At 63.2% G+C, this 18,728-nt stretch carries 17 protein-coding genes and 1 tRNA gene; 10 read left to right on the top strand and 8 right to left on the bottom strand.

Translation table 11 applies throughout. The annotated features are described in order from the left end of the window. Nucleotides 1–27 precede the first annotated feature (27 nt). Complete coding sequence (locus C4S68_RS03980) at nt 28–1,449, top strand: YncE family protein (RefSeq protein ID WP_146072000.1); 1,422 nt, start codon at nt 28–30, stop codon at nt 1,447–1,449. Nucleotides 1,450–1,596: 147 nt separating this feature from the next. Here C4S68_RS03980 and C4S68_RS03975 read toward each other — a convergent pair whose 3' ends face one another. Together C4S68_RS03975 and C4S68_RS03970 are read right to left on the bottom strand one after the other, a co-directional pair. After that, nucleotides 1,597–2,487, bottom strand: a complete 891-nt coding sequence (locus C4S68_RS03975; protein ID WP_103931680.1) for an anti-sigma factor domain-containing protein — start codon at nt 2,485–2,487, stop codon at nt 1,597–1,599. After that, nucleotides 2,484–3,050, bottom strand: a complete 567-nt coding sequence (locus tag C4S68_RS03970; RefSeq protein ID WP_103931679.1) for a sigma-70 family RNA polymerase sigma factor — start codon at nt 3,048–3,050, stop codon at nt 2,484–2,486. The genes C4S68_RS03975 and C4S68_RS03970 overlap by 4 nt, the downstream gene beginning before the upstream one ends. A gap of 194 nt (nt 3,051–3,244) precedes the next feature. On the opposite strand from C4S68_RS03970, the gene C4S68_RS03965 reads away from it, so the two are divergent. The 3 genes from C4S68_RS03965 to C4S68_RS03955 all read left to right on the top strand — a co-directional run bounded on the left by C4S68_RS03965 (nt 3,245) and on the right by C4S68_RS03955 (nt 6,677). Further along, entirely contained in the window at nt 3,245–4,021 is a 777-nt protein-coding gene (locus C4S68_RS03965; RefSeq protein ID WP_103931678.1) for a TlyA family RNA methyltransferase, read from the top strand. 77 nt (nt 4,022–4,098) lie between these two features. Then, complete coding sequence (locus C4S68_RS03960; protein ID WP_103931677.1) at nt 4,099–4,965, top strand: NAD(+)/NADH kinase; 867 nt, start codon at nt 4,099–4,101, stop codon at nt 4,963–4,965. 230 nt (nt 4,966–5,195) lie between these two features. Beyond that, the gene (locus C4S68_RS03955) at nt 5,196–6,677 is read left to right on the top strand and encodes a nitronate monooxygenase (protein WP_103931676.1); all 1,482 of its coding nucleotides are present in this window, start codon (nt 5,196–5,198) and stop codon (nt 6,675–6,677) included. Between the two features lie 150 nt (nt 6,678–6,827). Here C4S68_RS03955 and feoB read toward each other — a convergent pair whose 3' ends face one another. The 6 genes from feoB to C4S68_RS03925 form a co-directional block, all read right to left on the bottom strand. Further along, nucleotides 6,828–8,804, bottom strand: coding sequence for a ferrous iron transport protein B (gene feoB / locus C4S68_RS03950; protein WP_235011330.1), 1,977 nt, complete (start codon nt 8,802–8,804; stop codon nt 6,828–6,830). Beyond that, a complete protein-coding gene (locus C4S68_RS03945; RefSeq protein ID WP_103931675.1) occupies nt 8,801–9,067 on the bottom strand; it encodes a FeoA family protein in 267 nt (88 codons plus the stop codon). Before C4S68_RS03945 ends, feoB begins: the two co-directional genes overlap by 4 nt. Before the next feature lie 179 nt (nt 9,068–9,246). Further along, a tRNA-Arg gene (locus C4S68_RS03940) sits at nt 9,247–9,323 on the bottom strand. A gap of 109 nt (nt 9,324–9,432) precedes the next feature. Beyond that, nucleotides 9,433–10,062: a DUF4126 domain-containing protein gene (locus C4S68_RS03935; RefSeq protein ID WP_103931674.1), complete on the bottom strand. Its 630-nt coding sequence runs from the start codon at nt 10,060–10,062 to the stop codon at nt 9,433–9,435. Nucleotides 10,063–10,102: 40 nt separating this feature from the next. Further along, nucleotides 10,103–10,369, bottom strand: a complete 267-nt coding sequence (locus C4S68_RS03930; protein ID WP_103931673.1) for a heavy-metal-associated domain-containing protein — start codon at nt 10,367–10,369, stop codon at nt 10,103–10,105. Nucleotides 10,370–10,492: 123 nt separating this feature from the next. Next, nucleotides 10,493–11,011 (bottom strand): TlpA family protein disulfide reductase, encoded by a 519-nt coding sequence (locus C4S68_RS03925; RefSeq protein ID WP_103931672.1) that lies wholly within the window; start codon nt 11,009–11,011, stop codon nt 10,493–10,495. 21 nt (nt 11,012–11,032) lie between these two features. Here C4S68_RS03925 and C4S68_RS03920 point away from each other — a divergent pair, with 21 nt between their 5' ends. From C4S68_RS03920 to C4S68_RS03895, 6 genes are all read left to right on the top strand, one after another. Beyond that, nucleotides 11,033–12,211 (top strand): glycosyltransferase, encoded by a 1,179-nt coding sequence (locus C4S68_RS03920; RefSeq protein ID WP_235011329.1) that lies wholly within the window; start codon nt 11,033–11,035, stop codon nt 12,209–12,211. A 120-nt stretch (nt 12,212–12,331) separates the two neighbouring features. Beyond that, the gene (locus C4S68_RS03915; RefSeq protein WP_103931671.1) at nt 12,332–12,748 is read left to right on the top strand and encodes a 6-pyruvoyl trahydropterin synthase family protein; all 417 of its coding nucleotides are present in this window, start codon (nt 12,332–12,334) and stop codon (nt 12,746–12,748) included. Further along, complete coding sequence (locus C4S68_RS03910; RefSeq protein WP_103931670.1) at nt 12,745–13,167, top strand: 6-carboxytetrahydropterin synthase; 423 nt, start codon at nt 12,745–12,747, stop codon at nt 13,165–13,167. The genes C4S68_RS03915 and C4S68_RS03910 overlap by 4 nt, the downstream gene beginning before the upstream one ends. Before the next feature lie 97 nt (nt 13,168–13,264). Then, the gene (folE, locus tag C4S68_RS03905) at nt 13,265–13,879 is read left to right on the top strand and encodes a GTP cyclohydrolase I FolE (protein ID WP_200821494.1); all 615 of its coding nucleotides are present in this window, start codon (nt 13,265–13,267) and stop codon (nt 13,877–13,879) included. Between the two features lie 309 nt (nt 13,880–14,188). Continuing rightward, nucleotides 14,189–15,061, top strand: coding sequence for a tRNA pseudouridine(55) synthase TruB (truB, locus tag C4S68_RS03900; RefSeq protein ID WP_103931668.1), 873 nt, complete (start codon nt 14,189–14,191; stop codon nt 15,059–15,061). 170 nt (nt 15,062–15,231) lie between these two features. Continuing rightward, entirely contained in the window at nt 15,232–18,726 is a 3,495-nt protein-coding gene (locus C4S68_RS03895) for a serine/threonine-protein kinase (RefSeq protein ID WP_103931667.1), read from the top strand. Nucleotides 18,727–18,728 lie beyond the last annotated feature (2 nt).

Below are 18,728 nucleotides of genomic sequence, written 5' to 3'. Positions count from 1 at the left end.
TGATATCGGCACCTTCGTGGAGCACTTTTGTACCCAGTTCGGAAGCACCCTGTTGTAAGCGATGGTCGGCCATCGCTCGGTGTTGTTGCAGCCCTTGGCTGCGCGCTGCTATTGACCGGCTGCGGCGAGACGTACCGTCCAGTGGTCAGCGCGATCAATCCGGTTGGGCCCGCCAGCCAGCCGACGAAGTACGCGGTCGCGGTCTCGAGCCCGAGCTCGACGCAGCCGGGCCTGTTGACATTCGTGGATGTCTCCGGCGACACAGTGCTCTCCACGCCTCAGATTCAATCGAACCCGAGCTACTTCGCCGTGAACTCCGGCGGTACGCAGGGTTTCACGATCAATGCAGCCGGCGCGCTGGACACCTTCGCTCTCTCGAGTCCGACGAGCCTGCTCACGCAGAACATCGTCCAGGCGACGTTGCCGGCGGGGCTCACCCCGGTGAGCGTGCAGGCGATTACGCTTTCGGGTTCCGCGACGGATCTGTTCATTCCTGAGACCCAGACGTCGTCCGCGGCGGCTTCCATCGCGGTGCTGAGTTCGACGGGGCCGTCCCTGCTGGAGCAGGTCGCGGTGCCGGATAACCCGGTGTACGTGTTTGGCGCGCAGGGCACGGCTCGCGTGTATGCGATCAGCCAGGGCAGCGTGAGCGGAGCGAAGGGTTCGGTGGCAGCGCTTGAATCGGCCAGCCCGATCGCAGTTTCGGCGACGATCCCGGTGGGGGTTACGCCGATCTACGGTGTGATGACTTCCGATGCGCGCCGCGCTTTTGTTCTGAACAAGGGCTCGGGCAATGTTTCGGTCATCAATGTGACGAACAATGCTGCGGACTCGACGACCCCGACGATTCCGGCTACGGGCACGCTGGGAACGAATCCCGTGTGGGCCGATCTTTCTCCGACGACGACGCAGCTGCTGGTGCTGAGCGCAGGCAACGGCACGAGCGCGGGAACGGTGAGCATCATCGACATCCCGCTCTGCACGGTCACGACGGTGGTCGGCAACCCGGGTTGCAATACGTCCAACCCAACCGACGCTGCGACGTTTGGCACGATTGAAGCCACGGTGAAGGTGGGCATCAACCCATCGATGATCTCGGTGCTGCAGGATGGCAGCTTTGCCTACGTGATCAACCAGACGGATTCGACGGGTCTGTGCACGGCAGGCGAAGGTTCGGTGAGCGTGATCAGCCTGACGTCGGACACCGTGGTGTCGACGATCTGCGCGATCTCGACGACTGCTGGAACAGCGACGGCAACCTCGAGCCCGGGACTGATCTACGGCCATCCGAACAGCGTGATCTCCACGACGGGCTCGCCGACCGGCAAGGTCTACGTGACGTCGGGCGACAGCAACTACCTTTCGGTGATCTACACGGATACCAACACGGTGCAGCAGCATATCAATCTGCAGGGAACCGGTGTGCGTGTGCTGGTGACGGCTCAGTAGCGGACGATAAACCTTCAAACGCAAAGGCCGCCCTTCGGGGTGGCCTTTTGTGTCTCTGCGAGGAACTGGTGTGTCGGATACGTGGCTCCAGCAAACGAAACCGGGTCCCGTGAGGGACCCGGAGACAAAGAAGGGGAAGCGGTCGGGCTAGACGGTTCCCACAAGAATGATCGGCTTGGTTGGGGTCTTGGAGCCTCCGTCGTCTTCGATGGTGACGCCGAAGCCGCTTGCGGGAACGCCCTTCGGCAGGTTCGGCATGACGACGTTGGCGCTGCCGTTGCCGTCGGGCTTGAAGATGCCGGCCGCTATGGGATCGTGCCCGTTGGCGGGCAGCACCCACAGCTCATAGGTCTTGTAGGCGGGGAGCGGCGTGAGATGATCGGCGATGAAGACCATGGAGCCAGACTCGGCGACATAGGCGACGTGACCTTCAGGAGCCGGCGGCGCCTTGACACCTTCGGGCGGCGGGATGCGCAAGGAGACCTGCATCGCTCCCGCGCCGGTCAGGGTCTTCATGGCCTCCTGGGCGCGTGCGGCATCTTCCGCCGGTGTGGCGGCCTTCAGCTTCGTCGTGAGGGATGCGACGGTCAGCTCCATCTTCTGCTGCTGATGGAACTGGACGCCTGCAAAGACAGCGACACTGGCAGCGACAGCCCAGCCAGCCCAGCCGAGGGCTCCCATGGAGCTGCGGGTGGTCGGTTCTTCGATGTGCTCCGAGAAGAGGAGACTGTTACGTGAGGCGAGCATCGGCTCCGCGACCGGCAGCTGCTGCTGTTGCGGCAAGGGGCGGTCGATGGGTACGAGCTTCTTTTCGCGCTGAACCTGTTTGAGCAGGCGGTCGCGGGCGGCGGCGGGAGGCGAGTGGAGTTCGGCGGTGACTGCAAAGGCTACGAGGTCGCCCTGGACCTCAGCCACCTTCACGCGGCACTCCTCGCACTCTTCCAGATGTGCGACGACTGGCTTCTGCTCTTCGTCGCTGAAGAGTTGAAGCGCAAACAACGCGAGGTCGTCTTCTGTCAGATGGTCAGCGGTGTTCATGCCTGGAATGCCTTTCTCAGCGTGAGCAGCGCGCTGCGGATGCGGGTCTTGACGGTGCCGAGGGGGTCGCCCGTCATCTCGGCGATCTCTGTATGGGTAAGGCCGTCGAAGAACGCCATCTCGAGGGTCTTGCGCTGTTCGGCGGGAAGCTGTGTGATCACGACCTTGGCGCGCTCCATCATGAGCGAACGCTCGGCTTCGTTGGCCAGATTGGTCGGAGAGGCGAGGATGGCGTCCTCGACCTGCTCGGTAGGGCGCTTGCGGCGAAGAGCATCGATGGAGCGGTTGCGCGACACAATCGCGAGCCAGCCACCAAGGCTGCCGCGAGTCGCTGTGAACCGGTCCGGATTACGCCACACCTGCATGAAGATCTCCTGCAACACGTCTTCGGCTGCCGAGGCATCCCGCAAGACGCGAAGAGCGACCGAATAGACCAGTCTCGAATAGCGGTCGTACAGCGCGGCCATCGCCTGCTCGTCGCCACGTTCTACGCGGCCCAAGAGCAGTGCGTCGTCCTCGCTGGCCAACGATCCGCTCATTGGTCCCTGGTACACGCTGTTCATAAAACGCACCTGGCCTCAATTTGGATTGCTGCTGCAAGTAGCTTGTGTGGATTACAGCCGCTCGTCCGGAAGCTCAGTGTACGTCAACCGGAAGGGGAATTGACTGTTGTGGCATCGTTGGGGCGCTGTGCGATCGACATGCGTTGGCGTTCCGGAGAGTGAGGTGAAACGATAGAGGAAGAGATGGGCGGGAAATGAAGCTTCGACTGGACAAGGTATTGGTGGACCGAGGGTTGTTGCCCTCGAGGGAAAGAGCGCAGGCGATGATTCTCGCCGGGCGGGTGATGGTCAACGAACAGAAGGTCGAGAAGCCTGGGGCCTCAGTCTCGGAGGATGCGAACATCCGGCTGCTGGGCGAGGACATGCCCTATGTGAGCCGGGGCGGCCTGAAGCTGGAGGGTGCGCTGGCGACGTGGGGAATCAAGCTTGATTCCCGCAGGTGTGCGGACATTGGAGCGTCGACCGGAGGTTTTACCGACTGCATGCTGCAACATGGCGCCACGAGCGTGCTGGCGGTGGATACCGGCTATGGGCAGATCGCGCACAAGCTGCGCGTGGATGAACGCGTGACCCTGCTGGAGCGCACCAACGCGAGGCTGCTGGAGGTTGGGCAGCTGGCCAAGCTGGTGCGTGGCCGCATTACGTTCTTTGCGATGGATGTGAGTTTCATTTCGGCGACGCTGGTGCTTCCTGCGGTGCTGAAGGCCCTGGTGCCCGTGGCGGACGAAGGACAGCCGCAGTCGCGGTGGCAGGGCGAGGCCGTGATGCTGGTGAAGCCGCAGTTCGAGGCGGGGCGTGAGCATGTAGGCAAAGGCGGCATTGTGCGCGATCCTGAAGCGCATCAACTGGCCATCGACCGCGTGAAGGATTGCATCGTGGAACAGGGCGGAGAGGTGCTGGCGTTGATCGACTCACCGATCCTGGGGACGGAAGGGAACAAGGAGTTCCTGCTGCATGCTCGGTTTGGCTGACGGGTAGCATGTGCTCGGATGGCACGCGTTGCCGATGAGCGGGTTCATGTTGTGCCAGCGCGATTTACACTGGTGCCATGCTTCGCGCCGCGTTGATCTCCAAGCCACAGAAGCCCGAACTCGCTCAACTTCTTCCGGAGCTCATTGGATGGTTGCGGCAGCATGGGTACGAATCTCTGCTGGATCCCGAGAGTGCGGCTTATCTTGTGGACATGGAGACGATCGAGCCCATCGATCGGACGGATCTCCCGAAGTATGAACCGGACCTGGTCATCTCCCTGGGCGGCGACGGAACGCTGTTGTCGGCGGCGCGAGCGTTCGCGCAGACCAATACACCGATCGTTGGCGTGAATCTTGGCTCGCTGGGCTTCCTGACCGAGGTCCCGGTGAATGAGCTCTACGAGACGATTGAAGCCTGGATGCAAGGTTCTGCGGTGCTGGACGAGCGATCGTTGATGTGCGCGGAGCTGGTGCGCGACGGGCGGCACTTCCGAACATGGGACGCGCTGAACGATGTGGTGATCGCAAAGGGTGCGATTGCGCGCATGGGCGAGTTCACGATCAAGCTCGATGGGCAGCTGGTAGCGGGCTTTCGCGCGGACGGCGTGATTGTGTCGACTCCGACGGGCTCTACGGCGTATACCCTGGGCGCGGGTGGGCCGATCCTGATGCCGCAGCTGGACGCGATGGTGTTGACGGCGATCTGTCCGCACCTGCTGACGATCCGGCCGATCGTGGTGCCGGGAGATGCAGAGATCTGCGTGGCGGTGGATGTGGTGCCGCACGAGACCTACCTGACGGTGGATGGTCAGGAGGCAGTGGAGCTGTTGCTGGGCGATGCGATCTATTGCAGGCGCTCGAAGCACTCGGTGAAGCTGCTTCGACTGCGGCCGAATGGACTGTTCAATGTGCTGCGGTCGAAGTTGAGCTGGGGTTCGCGCTAGCGGAGAGCCGTTGCTCATCTTCCGTTTTCCGTTGACTTGTCCTATCTCTGGATGAGCGTTTTGCTGGCGTCCGCGATATCTGCTGTGACGCGCGTCACACGCGCGGTGCGGCGCTTGCGATATCCATAAAGATGGTGGGTTCCGTCTTCGATTTGAGTTATGCACTTACTCGTCGATGTGTTACGGAATTACGACAATTCACTGTCTTTTTGAAGCGAAGAATTGAGTGCATGATGAACGAATATCCCGTGATCATTCAGGGTGGTATGGGTGCAGGCGTGTCGAACTGGCAGCTTGCGAGAGCGGTATCGAAGCGTGGGCAACTCGGCGTGGTCTCGGGCACCGCGCTGGATCAGATCCTGGTGCGGCGGCTTCAGGATGGAGACCCGGGTGGGCATATGCGCCGGGCCCTGCTGGCATTTCCATTTCCGTCGATGGCAGACAACGTTCTGAGCACTTACTTTGTCCCCGGCGGCAAGGCGAGCACCGCGTCGTACATGGTGGCGCCGATGCTGGGGCGTGATAACTCGCGGGCTTCGGTGGAGCTGTGCATCGTAAGCAACTTCGTCGAAGTCTTCCTTGCGCGCAAGGAGCACGACAATCCGGTGGGCATCAACTACCTGGAGAAGATTCAGGCCGCACATCTGCCGACGATCTATGGAGCGATGCTGGCGGGCGTGAGCTACATCATCATGGGGGCGGGGATTCCACTGCGTATACCGGGAGTGCTGGACGGCCTCGCGCGGCATGAGCCGGTGGAGTATGCGATGCATGTGACGGGTGCGGAGGAGGGCGATGACATGGTCGCACGCTTCAATCCGCGCGATTACATGGAGCGCGAACTGGAGCCGTTGCTGCGGCCGCAGTTCCTGCCGATCGTTTCGTCGAATGCGCTGGCGACGACGATGGTGAAGAAGGCCAATGGCGTGGTGAACGGGCTGGTGATCGAGATGAGCCGCGCTGGAGGCCACAATGCTCCCCCACGGGGCAAGATGCAGCTCAACGACAAGGGCGAGCCCGTCTACGGCGAACGGGATCAGGTGGACTTTGCAAAGCTGCGCGAGCTGGGCGTGCCGTTCTGGCTGGCCGGCGGCTATGGCAGCGCCGAGGGGCTCAAGCTGGCGCTGCAGGAAGGCGCCACGGGCATCCAGGTGGGTACGGCGTTTGAGTTTGCCGACGAGTCCGGATTGGACCCGGTGTTCAAGTCGCGCCTGCTGGCGAAGTCGATTGCTGGCACTGCGGAGGTCTTCACGGATCCCGTGGCTTCGCCGACGGGGTTTCCGTTCAAGGTTGGCATGCTGGAGGGAACTGGCTCCGATGCTCACACGAGCGGCGAACGTCCACGTATCTGCGATCTTGGGTTCCTGCGCGAAGCCTATCGCACGGAAGAGGGCGGTATTGGATATCGCTGCCCGGCTGAGCCGCTGAGCCTGTACGTCTCCAAGGGCGGCAAGGCTGAGGACACGGTGGGGCGCAAGTGCCTGTGCAACGCGTTGCTCGCGAACGTTGGCCTGGGGCAGGTCCGCAATGCGTATCGCAAGGAGATCGCGCTGGTGACGGTGGGCGATGACCTGAAGCGTGTATGGGAGTTTCTGCCGCCCGGAGAGACTAGCTACACGGCGTCGGACGTCATCGATGAGTTGCTGACGGGGGCTGGAGCGCTGGTCGCAGAGCTGCCGGAGTTGGAGCCTGTTTGTACGGTGAAAGCCTAGCGGCGACCTTATTCACTTCGGGACCGGTGCGGTGCAGGAAATGTGCAGCCGCGCGGAGTGACGTTGTGACACCGAGTGTCGAATTGCCCCGGGTTCCTTGAGGGCCCCGGGGCTTGACTGCGAGGTGCGAATCCCGCTGCTGCTTGAGCCTCAGCCGAAGATATGGCTGACGACGATGTTCGTGACCAGGGCGGCGGTGTAGGCGACGACGGTCATGTAGGCGAACTGGATCGCGGGCCACTTCCAGCTGTTCGTCTCGCGGCGGACAACCGCGAGGGTGGACGTGCACTGCATCGCGAAGGCGAAGAAGACGACCAGGGCGACTGCGCCGCCGAGGGTCATGTCATGGCGCAGCGCGGTCTGCAGGCCGACGGCGTGGGTGGTGGGGTCGACGCCGTAGAGCGTGCCGAGGGTGCCGACGATGACCTCGCGAGCGACGATCGAGCTGAGGAGGCCGATGCCGATCTTCCAATTGAAGCCGAGCGGGCGAATAACGGGCTCGATGAAGTGGCCGATGTGTCCGATGACGCTGGTGGTGAGGTCGGCGAACTGCACTCGGGAACCCGACAAGCCAGCTACGTCATAGACGCGATGTACAGGAAGCACGCTGAGGAGCCAGACCAGGAAGGTGCAGGCCAGGATAATGGTGCCGGCCTTCTTGAGGAAGAGCTTCGCGCGGTCGTAGAGACGCAGCGCGAGCGATCGGGGCGTGGGCCAGCGGTACTGCGGCAGCTCGAGGATGAAGGGCGCGTTGGAGGCCTTCATCACGCGGGAGTTGAGCAGGCGCGCGGTGACCAGAGCGGCGAGGAAGCCGATGACGTAGAGGCCAAGCATGACCATCGCGCGCAGGCCGAGCAGGCCGCCCAGGAACATATGGTTGGGGATGAAGGCTGCGATGATGAGGGTGTAGATGGGCAGGCGGGCCGAGCACGTCATGAACGGCGCGATGAGGATGGTGGCGAGGCGCTCGCGCTTGTTCTCGATGGTGCGCGTGGCCATGATGGCCGGGACGGCGCAGGCGTAGGCCGAGAGCAGGGGAATAAAGGCCTTGCCGTTGAGGCCAATGGCGCGCATGAGGCGGTCGGCGATGAGGGCGGCGCGGGCGAGGTAGCCGGAGTCTTCCAGCACGCCAATGAAGAGGAAGAGCAGAAGGATCTGCGGCAGGAAGACGAGGACGGACTGAACGCCGTTCCAGAGACCGTCGCGGAGCAGGGCACGGAGCCAGTTGTCGGGCAGGAGCTGGGCTACCTGGGCGCCGAGTTTGGTCAGGAGATCGCCGAGGCCGTCTGAGAGCGGCTGGCCGAGGGTGAAGACGACCTGGAAGACCGCGAAGACGACGGCGAGGAAGATCAGCGGACCCCAGACGCGGTCGAGCAAGACGGAGTCGAGGCGGCGGGACCAGAGAGAGGCCTGGGGCGACTGGTAGGCGGAGCGCTGCGTGACCTGCGAGGCCCAGGAACGGCAGCTGGCAGCGGACTGCAGGATGGGGAGCTGTACCGGGCGGAGGCCGTCGTCGAGCTTGGCTCCGGCGCGAAGCAGGAAGTCGGGGATGACGTCGAGGTTGGTGCCTTCGGCGGCGGAGATGAGTGCTACAGGGTGGCCGAGCTCCTTGGCGAGCGCCAGGGTATCGAGCTTGCCGCCGCGTGACTCAAGCTGGTCGGCCATGTTGAGCAGGACCAGCGTGGGGAGGCCGATGGAAAAGACCGGAGCGGCCAGCATGAGCTGGCGATTCATGTGCGTGGCGTCGAGCACAAGCAGGACGACGTCGGGCTTGGGCACGCCGGGCATCTTGCCGGTAAGAACATCGACGGCGACGCGGGCGTCCTCTGAGTAGGTCGCGAGGGAGTAGATGCCGGGGAGGTCGATCAGCGTGAGGTCGGGGCGGCCGATGGCCTTCATGCGGCCCGAGTGGTGATCGACCGTGACGCCGGGGTAGTTGGCGGTCTTCTGGCGCAGGCCGGTGAGGCGGTTGAAGAGGGTGGACTTGCCGCAGTTGGGCGGGCCGATGAGGGCGATGGTCTTGAGCTTGACGGCCTGCTTCACGGGCTTGCCGTTGGGGCCTATCAGTTCGGGGAGCTGGACGTCGTCGGGGGCGTCCGCGAGGGCGGTGGGGGTGTGACAGCTCAAGCGACGACCTCTTCCTCGCTGGGTGCATCTTCCAGAACGGTCATGAAGATGTGGCGGGCGGTTTCGTTGCGCAATCCAACCTCAACACCGTCAATGCGATAGACGCGGGGGTCGCCGGCGGGAGCGCGCCGGAGTACTTCCACTTCAGCTCCTGGGAGGAAACCCAGATGGGCGATATAGTGGCTCACATCCTGCGGCAGATCGACGTTATCGACCACCCCGTGGGATCCAACCTTAGCGTCACTCAGAGCGGTCTTCGACATATCCGACTAACTCAGTCCCTATTTACTATACGCGCTTGGCAGAGGAAGTCCAGTGACGGAAAGCACTCATGTCGGCACGTCTTGGGATGAGATGTGGGAGGTGGAAGAAAGGCTCGAACGAAGGGTTGGTGGAGCTTGTCGCGCTCGCCTCAACCATAAGGACATCAGGGAGGGAGTGATGGTGCGCCCGGAAGGAGTCGAACCTCCGACCTTTTGGTTCGTAGCCAAACGCTCTATCCAGCTGAGCTACGGGCGCACATTGCAGGGAAGCAAGCGCAACTCATTCAGAGTATCAAGAGAGCGCCGGATGATCAACCCTTGGGGCACCTTTGTTGTGGAAGAAATGACACAACGGAGCGAAATCGCTAGTGAATATGGGCCTGTGGGGCATCCGCACGAGAATGCCAACGCGAGCGCAGAGCGTCGATCTGACGCCGCAGCGAGACGTAGATCCAGCGGCTGAGAAGCACGATGATGAGCGTGGCGATCGCCACTGCAGAACCCGCCGCGTAGGGGTGCTTTGTCGCGGCCCAGGAGAGCCCGATGGCCGCGACATCTTCCGACGAACTGAGGGCGATGTTGGAGAGCGGCTCGGGTGAGGCACTGACGCCGACGCGGGCACCCGTCTTGGCCGTGTGAGCGATGGCCGCGATGGCTCCGGCAGCGATGGTGACGAGCAGCTGCATCTCCGGGGCGAGCGGAGCAGAGGCCCGCCAGGCGAGCAGCGCTGCGACGGGGATGCGCACGAAGGTGTGGACGGCGTTCCAGATGAGATCGAAGTAGGGGATCTTGTCGGCGAAGAGCTCGACGAAGAAGAGGGCGGAGCTGGCCGCGATGATGGGCGTGCTCACGAGGCCGGAGATCCCCAATGGCAGCGCGATGACGTGGAATCGCCCCAACAGGCCCAGCGTCGCGACAGTGGCGTAGGTATTGAGGCCAGCTGCGAAGCTGACGGCGACGAGGAACGAGACCAGCGATGCCGGATCGAAGCTCATACGGATGGCCTCAGAGGGGACGAGCCGTTGTGGAGAAAGCCTAGCTGGCTGCGGGAGCGGCGACGGGCTCGGGCTGCGGTGGGATCAGCGAGAGCTGTCCGGTGATGGTGAGGCCGGTGCGGCGAAGGAGCTGGTGCACCACGGACTCGGTGAGGCGGGTGGCGTCGTACTCGACACGCACGGTCTTTTCGGCTTCATCCACGGTGAGCTTGCGGATGCCATAGACCTCGCGGATGCGGCCGAGCGCCATGGCGACGGGCTCGCTGGGCGGCACGCTGTATCCGAACATCACGTCCAACTGTGTCATGGGTTGATTTTAGCAGCGGGTGGACGCTTGGTGCAGTGAGCCAATGCTGGCGGGTTGCGGATCAGAACCCAGGTCCCAGAATCGGGACGTGGGGCACCCGGGATCTTGCGACGTAGAACGAAATCAGCCGGCGAGGCCCTTGAGGTAGCTTTCGATCTCGGGGCTGGCCCAGTTCTGCGGGCCGATGAACTTGCGGCGGATCATGCCGCTTTTGTCGATGACGTAGGTCTCAGGGAAACGGAAGCTGCCGTAGAGGGCGTTCGACTTCTGCTGGGCATCGAAGACGGAGAAGATCGTGATGGGATGGCGCAGGAGCCAGGCGCGGTAGTCGGCGGGGTCCTGCTGGCTGGCGATGCCGACGACGTGGACGTCGGGAAGATCACGCTGCAGCTTCTCGAGGGAGGGCATCTCCTCGATGCAGGGGCCGCACCAGGTGGCCCAGAAGCTGAGGACCACGACCTTGCCGTGGAGCTGGGTGAGGTCGACGGCGTTGATGCCGTCGTTGACGGCGAAGGTGGGCGCCACCTGGTCGAGCTGGCCGGGCTTCACGGTGCGGTCGCAGCCGGTGGCAGCGAGGAACAGACCCGCCGCAGCGAGGAAGCCGGAGAGGTGAAGCCAGCGGGATGCGTGTCTCGGGACCATTGGTTCCTATAATACGAAGCTGTGCCGGATGACTCCAAGCCGCAGGCCGCTGATGCGGCGAGCAAACCGCAGAAGCTGAGCCCTATCCTGGGGCTTCCCATCGATGATGATGATGCGCCGCGGTCGCGAGCCGCTGCGGTGACCGAGAGCACCCTGCCAGCGGCTACGCTGCAGCTGACGGTGATCATCCCGGCGCGGAATGAAGAGCGCAACCTGCCGGTATGCCTGGAGTCGCTGCTGAAGCAGAATGACAGCTTCTTTGCGCTGGACAAGGACTGGGAGCTGCTGATCGTCGATGACGGCTCGACCGATGCGACGGGGCGGATTGCGCGAGAGGCCGCCGCGAGTGCAGCGGGGATTCGCGTGATGCATGCACCTCCGCTGGATACGAAGCTGTTCACGGGCAAGTCGAATGCGTGCTGGGCGGCGGCGAGGGAAGCTCGCGGGCGCTGGCTGCTGTTCACCGATGCAGACACGATCCATGAGCCGAGCGACATGATCCACGCGCTGCACGAGGTGCAGAAGCACAAGGCGGCGATGCTGAGCTACTCGCCGAAGCAGATCGTGAGCGGCTTCTGGCAGCGGGCCCTGATGCCGCTGGTGTTCTCGGAGCTGGCGAGCGTGTATCCCATGAAGCAGGTCAATGATCCGGCGAACCGGCTGGCGGCGGCGAATGGGCAGTTCCTCATGGTGGAGCGGGAGGCTTACTTCGCGATTGGCGGACACAAGGCGGTGGGGAACTCGGTGCTGGAGGATGTGGACCTGGCGTTTAACCTCAAGCGGAGCAAGCGGGGGCTGCGGTTTCGCTACGCTCCGGACGCTCTGAGCACGAGGATGTATCGCGGCTTCGGGGACATGGTGGAGGGCTGGACGAAGAACCTTGCGCTGCTGTTTCCGCATGCGCTGCGGCTGGCAGCCTGGCGGGTTCTGGACATCGCGCTGCTGCTGTTGCCGCTGGTGGTGCTGGCGGATCCGCTGCTGGAGTTGTGGAAGGTGATGGTGATCTGGGCGTTGTGGATCCGGACGCTGTTTCGGTTCTTCGGGAGGGTGCGGCGGTCGAACTTTCCGGTGCTCGACTGCCTGCTGTCCGTGTGTGCGCTGCCTCTGTTTGTGGTGCTGTTGATCCAAAGCTGGATGAAGCACCATTTGTTTCATCAGGTGGCATGGAAGGGCCGGGAGTACAGGACGACGAGACAGTAAGGGTAGACAGTAGAGCTTAGGGAGTAACGAGTTGCGCATCTCGGCCAGAGTGGATCGCATCCAAACGGTGCGTGGATTTGTCCGATGCTCTTGCTCTACTGTCTACTGTCTGTACCTCTTATGATCCTGCTGACGCGCAAAGCCGAGTTTTCTTCCGCCCACTTCTACTGGAACGACGCCTGGAGTGCCGCCGAGAACGAACGTGTGTTCGGAAAGTGCTCGAACCGGAACGGCCATGGGCACAACTACACGCTCGAGGTGACGGTTTCGGGCGAGATCGATCCGACGACGGGCTTCGTGGTGGATTTGAAGGAGCTCAAGGATATCCTCGAGCGCGAGGTGGTGAGCGTGTATGACCATCGCCACCTGAACTACGAGGTCCCGGAGTTCAAGCAGGCTGTGCCCACCACGGAGAACATGGCTGTGGCGATCTGGCGGCGGCTGGACGGGAAGATCCCCAACGCCAAGCTCTATCGCGTGCGCGTGTACGAGATGGCGGACCTGTTCGCCGACTACTACGGGGAAGTGACCGAATGAGCGCGGGAACGCCCATCGCGCATTTTGGACGCCGGTATCACTTCTCGGCGTCGCATCGGCTGCACTGCGGGGAGCTGTCGGCGGAGCGTAATCGCGAGGTCTTCGGCAAGTGCAACAACCCGTTTGGGCATGGACACAACTATGTGGTCGAGGTGCTGCTCGCGGGGCCGATTGACGCTGCAACGGGCATGGTGACGAACCTTGCGGATCTCGATGCGTTCGCCGGCCAGGAACTTCTGGCTCGGTTCGATCATCAGAATCTGAACCTGTTGCCGGAGTTTGCATCGCAGGTCTCGACGACGGAGAACCTTGCGGTTGAGATCTGGAAGCTGTTCCAGGGATATCGTCACGCCACGCTGAAGAAGGTGCGCGTGGAAGAGACGGGGAACAATTCGTTCGAGTACTTCGGCGAGCGCTGAGGGGCCGGGAATCGCGCGACGCAAGAACGTTAAGGACCAGGAAATGACGATAAAGATCCACGATACGAATTTCAGCGGTACAAACGGCCACAGCCCGATGGAGACAGAGCTGAGTGCTGCGAAAGCGCATCCCGCGCTGGCCAAACCATTGGGCGAAGCTTCCACGCAGGAGATCTACGCGGAGCTGCTGAGCCGGCTAGGGGAAGACCCCACGCGGGATGGGCTTCTCCGAACGCCGGAGCGTGTCGAGAAGTCGATGGCGTTTCTGACGCGGGGCTATACGCAGTCCATCGAAGAGGTGCTGCACGAGGCGCTGTTCGATGTGGACTACGACGAGATGGTGGTGGTGAAGGACATCGAGTTTTACTCGCTGTGCGAGCACCACATGCTGCCGTTCTTCGGGCGGGCGCATGTAGCGTACCTGCCGCAGGGCAAGGTGGTTGGGCTGAGCAAGATCCCTCGGATTGTTGATGTATTTGCTCGGCGGCTGCAGGTGCAGGAGCGGATGACGCAGCAGATCGCCGAGGCGATTGAGGATGCGGTGCATCCGCAGGGCGTGGGCGTGGTGCTGGAAGGTCAGCATCTCTGCATGATGATGCGTGGGGTGGAGAAGCAGAGCTCGTGGACGACGACGAGTGCGATGCGTGGGGTGTTCAAGACGCAGGTACAGACCCGGAGTGAGTTTCTGTCGCTGGTGCGGCCGGTGCGGTAGGGCCGTGGTTAGCGTGCGCCCCTCGTGAATCTATGGGACGGGCAGAGCGATAAATTTGACCAGGTAATAGAAGGGCGAATGTGGATGTTCGACGGCATACACGACAGCCGCAATGAACACTGTGAAGGCCGCCACTTTCCTCCAGGGAATCTCTACAGAGGTCTTGTGGGGATCCTCATCCATACTCGCCATCCTCTCAGAGCGAGACGTTAGCCGCAATGGGATAGGTCATGGCTAAAGACCGTGCGCTGCGTGGCCCTTTGACTTCGTGGGCTGGGGCTGTTCTGCTAGCTGTTGGTTGGTTTTCTGATGAATGGTTTGATTGTGATGGATAAGCCTGCGGGCATGACCTCACACGATGTTGTCAACATCGTGAGGCGCGCGACAGGTGAGCGTTCCGTGGGGCATTTGGGCACCCTGGACCCGATGGCAACCGGGGTGTTGCCGCTGCTGCTCGGGAAGTACACGAGGCTGGCGCAGTACTTCAGCCAGGCTGAGAAGCGTTACACCGGGACCATACGATTCGGCTGGGCGACGGACAGCTTCGACGCCGATGGTGAGCGGACGACGGAGCCGGCGACGTTGACGAAGTCGCTGGAGGAGCTGCGAGGTCTCGCGACGCACTTCCATGGCGAGATGGACCAGATGCCTCCTGCGTTTTCGGCGAAGAAGATCAACGGAGTTCCCGCGTACAAGCTGGCTCGAGCCGGGCAGGAGGTTCCTGTGAAGCCGGCGAGGATCGTGATCCACGGATTCGAGCTGACCGGGCTGGATGGAGACGTGGCCGGCTTCGCGATGCATGTGTCGGCGGGCGGGTACGTCCGGTCGGTGGCGCAGGAGCTGGGGCAGATGGCGGGATGCGGAGCGCACCTGACGTCGCTGCGGCGAACGCAGGCGGGGCTCTTCACGCTGGATCAGGCAATCACCGTCGACGAACTGAAGCAGATCCCCCGCGAGGAGATTGAGGGCCGGTTGCCGCATCCCCGGACCCTGCTGGAGGAGATGCCATCGGTTACGGTGGATGCGGCGACGGCGGGAAAGCTGCGGAACGGGATGCAGGCGAATGTGCCGGAGTTCTCAGCGGCCCCGCTGGTGAAGGTGTTCAGTGGGCCACGCGACCTGCTTGCGATCGTTCGCAGGGTTGCGGGGACTCTGGTGCAGCCCGTGGTGGTGATGGGATAGGGATTCCCCGTGTAGGAATAGTGACCGAAGTTTGTGGCGCCGGGAATAACACTTCCACCTAGGTAATGCTGGCGATGGCATCCGTATCATCAGGCGGATGTTGTCGCGCAGTATGATGTTGGCACGTCGGCGACGAGACCGCCCGCCCCGGTGGCGGCGCAAGGAGAGCCATGGTCCCGCGCGTGGGACAACGAATCGGGCCCTACGAGATCCTCGGCCGCCTCGGCAGCGGGGGGATGGGCCTCGTCTTCAGTGCCTGGGACGCTCGTCTGCATCGGGACGTGGCGCTGAAGATCCTGCGCGACGAATACTCGACGCCGGAGATGCGCGCGCGCTTTCTGCAGGAGGCCCGGGCGGTTTCGGGCATGAACCATCCCAACATCTGCACGATCTTCGACATAGGCGAGGATCAGGGCGATCCCTACATGGTGATGGAGCTGCTGAAGGGGCGCACGCTGCGCTCCAGGATTCTCGAAGGGCCGCTGCCGTTTGAGGATCTGCTGCAGGTGGCGACGGAGATCGCGGAGGCGCTTTCGGCGGCGCACGCTCGTGGGGTGATCCACAGGGACATCAAGCCGGCGAACATCATTCTTGTCGACAAGCCGGGGGGCAGGTTCGTCACCAAGGTTCTGGACTTCGGGCTGGCGAAGATCGATCTTGGCGATGGGCTGAACGCCGCGCTGGACTACACGAACAACGGGTCGACCGTCGGAACGGTAGCGTATATGTCGCCGGAGCAGGCGCGCGGAGAGCCTCTGGACGCGCGCAGCGACCTGTTCGCGCTGGGCACAGTCTGCTATGAGATGGCGACGGGCGAGGTCCCATTCCGCGGCGCGACGAGCGCGATGGTGTTCGTGCAGCTGCTGAATCACCCACCGGAAGCGGTTCGGCAGATCAATGCGTCGGTGCCGAAGGAGTTCGAGAAAGTACTGGACAAGCTGCTGGAGAAGGATCGCTCGCAGCGCTACCAGAGTGCAGCCGAGGCAGTTGCGGCGCTGGAGGAGGTGCGGCTCAAGGCGAAGCCCTCCCGCAGCTTCTGGCGCGGTCTGCTGGGACCGAATCCACCGTCCGGTCCATCGACTCGCGCAGAGATCCGCGAGGAGTCGCTCATGGATCTGACTCCGCCGCTCCCACCGCGGAATCGGCCGGGAAAGGTCGAAGGGGATGTGCTTCTGCGGCCGGTGCGGCGGGTTGTCTCGAGTGACTTTGGAGCGAGGGTGGCGAGGACAGCGAGCGGGTCTGCCGCCGCTGTGTCGTCGGGCGAAGAGGCAGTGGCTGGCGCGGGGGCGGCAGAAGGACCCAAGTCGGCCGTGCCCGAAATGGGTTTCGCGCAGGACGCTGATTTGGCTGTCGTAGCAGGTGATTCCTCGGGAATCTCTGAGAACGCTTCGTCGCCTGGGAACGGAATCCTTCAGTTTCAGGAGCCGAAGGCACCTCGCGAGCCGCCGGCGGCTGCGGAGCCGCCGGCGGTCGTTGAGGGCGCGGTTGAAAGCGACGAGAACGCGGAGATCCGACCGCTGGACCTCAAGGCGTCCGCGAACGAAGCGGCACAGGAGATGGAGCCGGGCGCGGCGGCCGAAGCTGCGAACGGCGAGGGCAATGAAGAGGCTCCCGCGCCACACGTTGTTTGGTCTGGTTCGTCCTCTGAGCGGAGGGCTGCGAGGGCCGCGACCGATCCGCGTCCCAGCCGAAGTCCGTTCCGTGTGGAAGAGTTGCGCGACGCACTTGAAAAGAACGTCGACCGGGAGCCAGAACAGGGGTGGAGGCCAGCTCCCGGAGGGCCTCTCTTGCTGGCAACGATCGCGGCTCTGATCGTGATCGTCACGGGCAGCATCCTGGGTTGGAATCTCTGGCAGCATCATCGGGTGCCACCGCCGCTCCCACCGTCCACGTTGGTCATTGCCGGGATCACGAACAACACAGGCGACGACCAGCTGGGATCGATTCTGCTGGGTGGGCTTGAGCTGGATCTGAAGCCCTCGCGAAGGGTAAGCCTGTTGGGGCTCAACGCGATGTCCAGCGGCCTCCGGGCATTGGGCGTCTCCTACTCGCCCACGGGGCCCGTGCCATCCGTCGGAGATGCACGTCGCGGTGCGCAGGCGGTGGGGGCCGGGATGGTGCTCTTCGGTTCGGCGCAGCTTGCCGGCTCGAGCTACATCCTTTCGGCGCAGGTTTACAACGTTGCAACCGGGGCGAAGGTCGTCGATCTGACGGAGAATGCTGGGAGCCGCGAACAGCTGCTCGGAGCGATCGACCGGCTGGGCGCCGAGATCCGAACGGGGCTGGGAGAGAGTGGCGATTCCGTGGCGCAGAACTCCGTTCCGCTGTCGCGGAATGGGACAGCGAACCTGGATGCGCTGGCCGCTTACGCCAAGGGCGAATCCCTGCTGGACTCCGGGCAGTTCCTGGATGCGATGCATGCGTTGGGCGCAGCTGCGCAGGCTGACCCACACTTTGTGGAGCCGCAGCTTGTACTCGCGGAACTGTTCCGGAGGCAGCGGGCGGAGGTGGAGTCCGCGAAGGTCGCCACGGCAGCGCGGGACAACAGCGCGTCCACGTCGGCCCGTACGCGCCAGCTGGCACAGGGGGCTTATGACATCTACGCGTCGGGTGATCTGCCTCGCGCAGAGGCAGAGCTGCAAGCTCTGGCCAAGGATTACCCCAACGACGAGGAAGTGGCCTCGGAGCTGAGCCTTTGCCTTCGCCTGGAAGGGAAGTTCGAGGAGTCGCTGGCGTTATCTCAGGCGATCCTGTCGAGCGATCCGTTCGCACAGGACGTTGCGTCGAATGCGGAGTATTCCCTGATTGCCATGGACCGGACGGAGGCTGCCCTGCAGCTGGAGTCGCAGATCCAGCGCTCGGGCAGGAGCCATCCGGGTCTGCGGCTGCTGATGAATCTGCTCGTTCCGCACGACGACGGCCCACAGGGTGTGGAGTTGACCGGAGCCATGGGGCGGCTGGCGCCACAGCAGTATGAAGCGATGACCCTCGATGCGGGAGGGATGCTCGACGGAGGGTTGCAGGCCTGGCATGCCGTCGCGGCGCAGGCGAGCGTCAACGCAGAGCTGCTGAGCGCAGCGGGGCACACACTGGCGCAGGCCGGTCTGGATCGCGCGCTGGTGGACGAATGCGTGACCGCGAAGGGATTGATTGCGGATGCGCAAGGCTATCCGCAGGGGCCGTCCACGTTGTTCGATGAGGGGCTGGCCGCCGCTCTTTGCGGAGACCTGGCGCTGGCACAAAGGAACATCCGGCAGCTGGAGAACGACTACCGCGAGAACTGGGTGGTGAAGTCCTACGAGCTGCCCGATTTGCAGGCGGTTGTGCTGTGGAAGCAGCATGCTCCGGAGGCGCGCAAGCTGCTGGAAGATGCGCATGGATACGACCGCATCTCGCTGACGCCGTACCTTCGAGGGCTGATTGCCATCGAGCAGCAGCCGAAGAACGCGATCATCGACTTCCAGGGACTGCTGGAGCACCGCGGCGCGACGACCCTGGCGAATCCGGTACTGTTCGCGATGGCGCAATACGGACTGGCGCGTGCATACGAGGCGAGTGGAGATGAATCGAACAGCGCAGAAGCGTATGCGAAGTTCCTGAAGCTCTGGGGAGCAGCGGATCCGGCGCTGACGATGTTGCGCGAAGCGCGGCAGCACGCTAAGTAGCA

The sequence above is a fragment of the Bryocella elongata genome (assembly GCF_900108185.1).
GTDB classification, from domain to species: domain Bacteria; phylum Acidobacteriota; class Terriglobia; order Terriglobales; family Acidobacteriaceae; genus Granulicella; species Granulicella elongata.
Note: the sequence above shows the minus strand (reverse complement) of the source record. Positions and strands in the feature narration are given on the sequence as shown.